The sequence below is a fragment of the Aeromonas sp. HMWF014 genome (genome assembly GCF_963878295.1).
Classification (GTDB): domain Bacteria; phylum Pseudomonadota; class Gammaproteobacteria; order Enterobacterales; family Aeromonadaceae; genus Aeromonas; species Aeromonas popoffii.
In genome coordinates this window covers 1-6676 of record NZ_CAWNYS010000233.1, presented here as the reverse complement: position 1 = coordinate 6676, position 6676 = coordinate 1, and the positions used below count along the sequence as shown (strand labels likewise).

The window sequence follows — 6676 nt, the reverse complement described above, 5'->3', positions numbered from 1 at the left end:
CACCAGCACGCCCGCCATGACCGGAGCCACCAGCACCATGGCCAGCAGCCAGTAGCGCGTATTGCGGTTGAACTGACCGTTGCCCTTGAGACCAAGCCGGGCCCTGGCCCAAGCGGCGGCATCCGTGATGAGGTTGACCGGGCAGACCCAGGAGCAGAAGACCCGCCCCCCGACCAGCCAGTAACCGGCCAGCACCACTGTAGCCCCCAGCCAGAGGGTGGTGATGGGCCAGTGGCCCGCCGCCACCGACTGCAACAGCGTCAGGGGATCGGTCAGCGGCACCGTCTCCAGCAACAGCGAGCTGGAGAGGTTGCCTTTGAGGATCCAGATCCCCGCCAGCGGCCCCAGCAGGAACAGCCCGAGCACGCTCAACTGACTCAACCGACGCAACAGCAGGAAGCGATGTGACCGCCACCAGCCAAGCTTCGCCCGCGCCTCGGCTCCCGGATAACGACTCATAACCCCTCCGGCTTGCGGGTGGGCAGAGTGAGCCGCTCACCGATCAGCGACTTGCCCGCCTTGGCCTTTTCTTCCCAGCCGAGCCGGTAGTGATGACCCAGTTCACCTTTGGCGAGCTGGCGGGGCACCACCTTGATGGCAGACTCCTCCAGCACGCAGGCGTGCTCGCACTTGCCGCAGCCGGTGCAGGCATCGCTGTGTACCGTGGGCAGAAACATGGCGTGCTTGCCGGTGCGCTGGTTATGCTGCAAATCAAGGGTGATCGCCTTGTCAATCAAGGGGCAGACCCGATAACAGACATCGCAGCGCAGGCCCAGATAGTTGAGGCAGGTCTCGTGATCGATGAGCACTGCCACCCCCATCCGCACCTGATCGATATCAGTCATCTGCTGATCCAGCGCCCCGCTCGGGCAAGCCACCACACAAGGGATGTCGTCACACATCTCGCACGGCACGGCGCGCGCCTTGAAGTAAGGTGTGCCGGTGGTCACCGGATCAAACAGCCGGGCAAGCTTGAGGGTGTCGTAGGGGCAGGCCTGGGCGCAGAGCCCACAGCGCACGCAGGCGCTGAGAAACTCAGCCTCGTCGAGCGCGGCGGGGGGACGCAGCGCCTGGGCAGGCAGCGCTTGTGCCTGCTGGCGAGCCACCCCACCGAGCCCCAGACCAAGCAGGCCCACACCGCAGGCCCCTTTAGCCATGTCGGCCAGAAACTGGCGACGACTACGACTCATCTCTCGCTCCCCCGCCTTATGCCTTGACGACCTTGACGGCGCACTTCTTGTAATCCGTCTCTTTGGAGAGCGGATCGGTGGCGTCCAGGGTCAGCTTGTTAACCAGCTGGCTGGCGTCAAAGAAGGGCATGAACACCAGCCCCTTGGGCGGACGGTTACGGCCGCGGGTCTCGACTCGGGTCTTCACCTCGCCACGGCGGGAGGAGACAAGCACCTCTTCGCCACGACGCACGCCACGGGCCTTGGCATCGTCCGGGTGCATGAACAGCACCGCATCCGGGAAGGCGCGATAGAGCTCGGGCACCCGACGGGTCATGGTGCCCGTGTGCCAGTGCTCCAGCACCCGACCGGTGGAGAGCCACAAATCGAACTCTTGATCCGGTGACTCGGCGGCGGGCTCAAACGGCAGAGCGAAGATGACCGCCTTGCCATCGGGCTTGCCATAGAAGCGCACCCCCTCGCCCGCTTTGACATAAGGGTCGAACCCTTCACGATAGCGCCACAGGGTCTCCTTGCCATCGACGACCGGCCAGCGCAGACCGCGCGCTTCGTGATACTGATCGAACGGCGCCAAATCGTGACCATGGCCGCGACCGAAGGTAGCGTACTCCTCGAACAGCCCCTTCTGGACGTAGAAGCCGAAGTGATCCGCTTCGTCGTTGAGCACGCCCTTGCTCTGCTCTTTCGGGAACTGATCGACCTGACCGTTGGCATAAAGCACATCAAACAGGGTCTTGCCCTTTACTTCCGGCATCTTGGCGATGAGCTCGCTTGGCCATACCTCTTCCACCTTGAAGCGCTTGGAAAACTCCATCAATTGCCACAAATCGGACTTGGCCCCTTCCGGCGCCTTCACCTGCTGGTGCCAGAACTGGGTGCGGCGCTCGGCGTTGCCGTAAGCCCCCTCTTTCTCCACCCACATGGCGGTGGGCAGGATCAGGTCAGCGGCCTGGGCGGTGACGGTCGGGTATGGGTCGGAGACCACGATGAAGTTGCGCGGATCGCGGTAGCCAGGCAAGCGATCTGCATTCATGTTGGGACCGGCCTGCATGTTGTTGTTGCACATCACCCAGTAGGCATTGAGCTTGCCGTCTTTGAGCATGCGATCTTGCAGCACGGCGTGGAAACCCACCTTGTCGGGAATGGTGCCTTCCGGCAGTTTCCAGATCTTCTCGGCAATGGCACGATGCTTGGGATCGGTCACCACCATGTCGGCTGGCAGACGGTGGGCAAAGGTGCCCACTTCGCGCGCGGTACCGCAGGCGGAGGGCTGACCGGTCAGGGAGAAGGGACCATTACCCGGCTCGGAGATCTTGCCGGTGAGCAGGTGGATGTTGTAGCAGAGGTTGTTGGCCCAGACACCGCGGGTATGCTGGTTGAAGCCCATGGTCCAGTAGGAGACCACCTTCTTGCTCGGGTCAGCATAGATCTTGGCCAGTTTCTCCAGCTTCTCTTTGGAGACGCCGGAGAGCTTGGAGACCGACTCCACATCGTAGTCTGCCACGAACTTGGCAAACGCCTCGAAGGTCATCGGAGTGGCATCACCGCTGTCCGGGTTCTTCGCTTTCTGCTGCAGCGGATCAGTCGGGCGCAGGCCGTAACCGATGTCGGTGACCCCCTTCTTGAACACTGTGTGCTTGTTGACGAAGTCCCAGTTCACCTTGTCGTTCTGGATGATGTAGTTGGCGACATAGTTGAGGATCGCCAGATCGGTCTGCGGGGTGAACACCATGCCGTTGTCCGCCAGCTCGAAGCTGCGGTGCTCGAAGGTGGAGAGCACATGCACCTGCACATCCGGGTTGGAGAGGCGGCGATCAGACATCCGCGACCAGAGGATGGGGTGCATCTCGGCCATGTTGGAGCCCCACAGCACGAAGGTATCGGCCTGCTCTATGTCGTCGTAGCAGCCCATCGGCTCATCCATACCGAAGGTGCGCATGAAACCAACCACGGCCGAGGCCATGCAGTGACGGGCATTGGGATCCAGATTGTTGGTCCGCAAACCCGCCTTCATCAGCTTGGCCGCGGCATAGCCTTCCCACACAGTCCACTGGCCAGAGCCAAACATGCCGACGGCGGTCGGCCCCTTCTCTTTCAGGGTCGCCTTGAACTTCTCGGCCATGATGTCGAATGCCTGATCCCAGCTGATGGGAGCAAAGTCGCCATCCTTGTCGAACTGGCCGTTCTTCATCCGCAGCATGGGCTGGGTCAGCCTGTCCTGGCCATACATGATCTTGGACAGGAAGTAGCCCTTGATGCAGTTCAGGCCACGGTTGACCGGCGCATCGGGATCGCCCTGGGTCGCCACGACGCGCCCATTCTGGGAGCCCACCAGCACGGAACAGCCGGTACCGCAGAAGCGGCACGGAGCCTTGTCCCAGGTGATGGCGGTCTTGTCGGTGCTGGTGATCAGGTTGGCCGCCAGCGCTGGGGCACTGACACCGGCCACGGCAGCGGCAGCAGCCACCGCATTGGCCTTCATAAAGTCGCGTCGATTCAGCTTCATGACATTTCCTCGCATTGCTTAATCACATCAATGACAGCCATTGTGACGAGCCGCTCTGGCTCAGCCTCATGGCGCTTTATTCTTTGCATTCGACATCAAGCTCATCGAACTGGTGGTAGGCGGACAACACGCCCGGCATGGCATTGATCGCATCTATGGCTGCCATCATACGGAGTCCCGCTGGCTCAGCTTCATGGCGCTTTATTCTTTGCATTCAACATCAAACTCATCGAACTGGTGGTAAATCAGGGCGGCGGACAACACACCCGGCATGGCATTGATCGCATCTATGGCTGCCATGATGGGTCGCTGGCTGGGCCCTTCCAGGGTCACCACCAGCTTGCCGGTCTCACTGACGGCGTGGATCTCGGCCCCTTCAAGGGCACCAATCTGGTCGGCGAGCTGATGGCGCAAGGGGGGCTGGGTCAGCACCACCAGGCTCGATACATGGAACTCTTGGTTCATTGTGGCTCCTGTGTCACACGATTCCTGACTCATTCTGACTCCTGCTTGAGGGTGGGCTGGCCCGCACAATCAGATGTGGCAACTCGCCCATCGACCTTGATACTGCCAACCGGACAGTCCCGCACGCAGGCGCCGCAGCCGTTACAGCGATCCGGCTCGACCGTCGGGGTGGGCACGCGCCCCAGCAGCGGAATAAAGCGAATGGCATTGGGCTCGCAGCTGTCCTGACAGCGCTGGCAGAACACCTGACCATTGGCCAGACAGTTGGCCTCGATATGGGCCTTGTAGTGCCAGGGAGACTCGCTGGTCGGGCGAAATAGCGGCACCTTGCAGGCCGAGACACACTCGGTGCAGAAGGTGCACTCGCCACGCTGGAAATCGACCACCGGAAAACCACCCTCGCCAATCACCAGGATCTGCTCAGGGCAGGCGGCCAGGCAGTCACCACAACGGGTGCAGTCAGCGACAAATGCCGACCAGTTGACTGACCAGGGCAACTGCACCGGCGGTTCGGCGGTTCTCAGTCGTCCCCGAAACAGGCCACGGCGGGCAAGATCGATCTCATCCGGCATATTGACTCCTGTTATGGTGAGGAAGGGTGCAGTGCGAGTCCATGATTGGCATTTGTGATACCAATTATAAAAGTGGGGGTATATTGCGGTCCTGACACGGTCAGGGATATACCACTAGGGAGATAAACAGGGGGGAGACTTGCGCCAGATCAAAGCCTTGCAGCGCAATAAAAATGGAGGTATCGGTTAAAATACCTCCATGTGAGGATTGCTATTTAATCGTTGGCGATTTTTTGTGGTTATCCGCCGATAGAGGCGAGATGAGGGGTCATGCCAGCATTCCCCTCATGGAGGCGGTGGGTGGCACTCTTGCCCGCCAGCGCGGCACGAATGCGTTGTTGCAGCGCATCCTGCTGGTTGTCTGCCGCCAGCAAGTCTCGCAGCGCAACCCCGTTGTCACCGAACAGGCAGAGATGCAGCTTGCCTGCGGAGGAGACCCGCAGCCGGTTGCAACCGGCACAGAAATCCTTGCTGTAGGGCATGATGAGCCCAACCCTACCCTGCGAGTCGGGGTGCATGAAGACCTGCGCCGGGCCATCATCCTTGCCCCGCAACTGCTGCGCCCAGCCGCTCTCCAGCAGGCGCCGCTTGATCTGCTCGCCGCTCACATGGTGGTCGCGAAACAGGGTATCCATCTCGCCGGTCTGCATCAGCTCGATAAAGCGCAGCTCAATCGGCTTGTGTTTGATCCAGCCGAGAAAGGCATCCAGCTGGTGGTCGTTGAGCCCCTTGAGCAGCACCGCATTGATCTTCACCGATTTGAAACCGGCCGCCAGCGCCGCTGCGATCCCCTCCATCACCTCTACCAGCTTGTTCTCACCGGTGATCTGGTGAAACTGGCGCGGGTCGAGACTGTCGACACTGACATTGAGGGCGGTGAGACCCGCATCGAACCACGCCTGGGCACGCTCTTTCAAACGGTAGCCATTGGTGGTCATGGCCACCTTCTCTATGCCTGGGGTATTGGCCACCGTCTCTATGATGGCGGTAAAATCCCGGCGCAGGGAAGGCTCACCCCCGGTCAGGCGCACCTTGCGGGTGCCCATGGCGGCGAAGCCTGAGACAATGCGGCGGATCTCGTCCAAAGAGAGAAACGCATTGCGCCCCTCTTTGCTCCCTTCCGGGGGACGATAGCCATCGGGCAAACAGTAGGTACAACGAAAATTGCACACATCGGTGACCGACAGGCGCAAATAGTAAAAGCGACGGGAAAAACCATCTTGCAGTGGCAACATAAACACCTTTCCAAATACGGGAGGCCAGGGCATTTCTTTCCTGACCCTTACAGCTCGAACATCGGCTGACGGCGGTTTTCCCCTATCGCAAGGACTTAGGCAAAACAGCTCGGAGTTCATCTAGTTTTTCGATGCTAGCACAAGTTGGAGTACACTCCCATGCTACTTTGTGGGGTTATTGTCTGATGCGAAGGAAGACGATCGGGATGGGAAAGTGGTTCAAAGTGCATTCGGTCAGCAGCGCCATCGGACGCTCCATGGTACTCATCCTGTTCATGGCGAGCCTGATCGCCTTGGTGGCCATGGTAACCCTGTTCTACTCGGTGCCCGATGCCAAGGCGATCAACCTGTCGGGTTCGCTGCGGATGCAGGCCTACCGGATGGCCTACGAGATAGAGCAGGGCCAACCTGTGCTGGGACGGCTCGATCAATTTGAGCAGACGCTGCATGCCGCCGAGTTGCAAGAGACCCAGCGCTGGATCACCCCCGCCTCCCTGCGCCGTACCTATGGCGAGGTGTTGCTGCAATGGCAGGTGATGCGCGAGCACATCGAGAATGCCACCCCCAGACGCTACACCGACAACACGGAGCAGTTTGTGGCGGCCATCGACGACTTCGTCAACCAGATGCAGTACCACGTGGAGTTCAAGGTGCGCATGCTGGCGCTGACGGAAGGGCTGGGGCTGCTCTCCATCATCACCATCGCCT

The 6676-nt window shown here is 60.6% G+C and carries 7 protein-coding genes, 1 pseudogene and 1 riboswitch; of the genes and pseudogenes, 1 reads left to right on the top strand and 7 read right to left on the bottom strand.

All coding sequences use genetic code 11. The features are described from left to right. From AAC083_RS09385 to moaA, 7 genes and pseudogenes are all read right to left on the bottom strand, one after another. Positions 1-459 (bottom strand): 4Fe-4S binding protein (locus AAC083_RS09385; protein WP_146181633.1); only part of this gene is annotated, 459 nt, incomplete at its 3' end. Beyond that, positions 456-1190: a ferredoxin-type protein NapG gene (gene napG, locus AAC083_RS09380; protein ID WP_108536435.1), complete on the bottom strand. Its 735-nt coding sequence runs from the start codon at positions 1188-1190 to the stop codon at positions 456-458. The genes AAC083_RS09385 and napG, both read right to left, overlap by 4 nt. A 16-nt stretch (positions 1191-1206) precedes the next feature. Next, a complete protein-coding gene (gene napA, locus AAC083_RS09375; RefSeq protein ID WP_108536434.1) occupies positions 1207-3696 on the bottom strand; it encodes a nitrate reductase catalytic subunit NapA in 2490 nt (829 codons plus the stop codon). A gap of 76 nt (positions 3697-3772) precedes the next feature. Next, positions 3773-3862 (bottom strand): annotated as a pseudogene (locus tag AAC083_RS09370) (chaperone NapD); the annotation flags it as partial. A gap of 35 nt (positions 3863-3897) precedes the next feature. Then, positions 3898-4161, bottom strand: coding sequence for a chaperone NapD (locus AAC083_RS09365; RefSeq protein ID WP_108536433.1), 264 nt, complete (start codon positions 4159-4161; stop codon positions 3898-3900). Positions 4162-4190: 29 nt separating this feature from the next. Continuing rightward, positions 4191-4733: a ferredoxin-type protein NapF gene (napF, locus tag AAC083_RS09360; RefSeq protein ID WP_108536432.1), complete on the bottom strand. Its 543-nt coding sequence runs from the start codon at positions 4731-4733 to the stop codon at positions 4191-4193. 239 nt (positions 4734-4972) lie between these two features. After that, positions 4973-5968 (bottom strand): GTP 3',8-cyclase MoaA, encoded by a 996-nt coding sequence (gene moaA / locus AAC083_RS09355; protein WP_108536431.1) that lies wholly within the window; start codon positions 5966-5968, stop codon positions 4973-4975. Continuing rightward, positions 5956-6095: riboswitch (molybdenum cofactor riboswitch) on the bottom strand. Its footprint overlaps the gene before it by 13 nt. Before the next feature lie 79 nt (positions 6096-6174). Between moaA and AAC083_RS09350 the strand changes: the two genes are divergently transcribed. Then, on the top strand, positions 6175-6676 hold a 502-nt coding region (locus AAC083_RS09350), incomplete at its 3' end, for a type IV pili methyl-accepting chemotaxis transducer N-terminal domain-containing protein (protein ID WP_181364700.1).

Coding starts and splice junctions, on each gene's coding strand:
- napG (WP_108536435.1), bottom strand. CDS start 1,190: ATGAGTCGTAGTCGTCGCCAGTTTCTGGCCGACATGGCTAAAGGGGCC.
- napA (WP_108536434.1), bottom strand. CDS start 3,696: ATGAAGCTGAATCGACGCGACTTTATGAAGGCCAATGCGGTGGCTGCT.
- AAC083_RS09365 (WP_108536433.1), bottom strand. CDS start 4,161: ATGAACCAAGAGTTCCATGTATCGAGCCTGGTGGTGCTGACCCAGCCC.
- napF (WP_108536432.1), bottom strand. CDS start 4,733: ATGCCGGATGAGATCGATCTTGCCCGCCGTGGCCTGTTTCGGGGACGA.
- moaA (WP_108536431.1), bottom strand. CDS start 5,968: ATGTTGCCACTGCAAGATGGTTTTTCCCGTCGCTTTTACTATTTGCGC.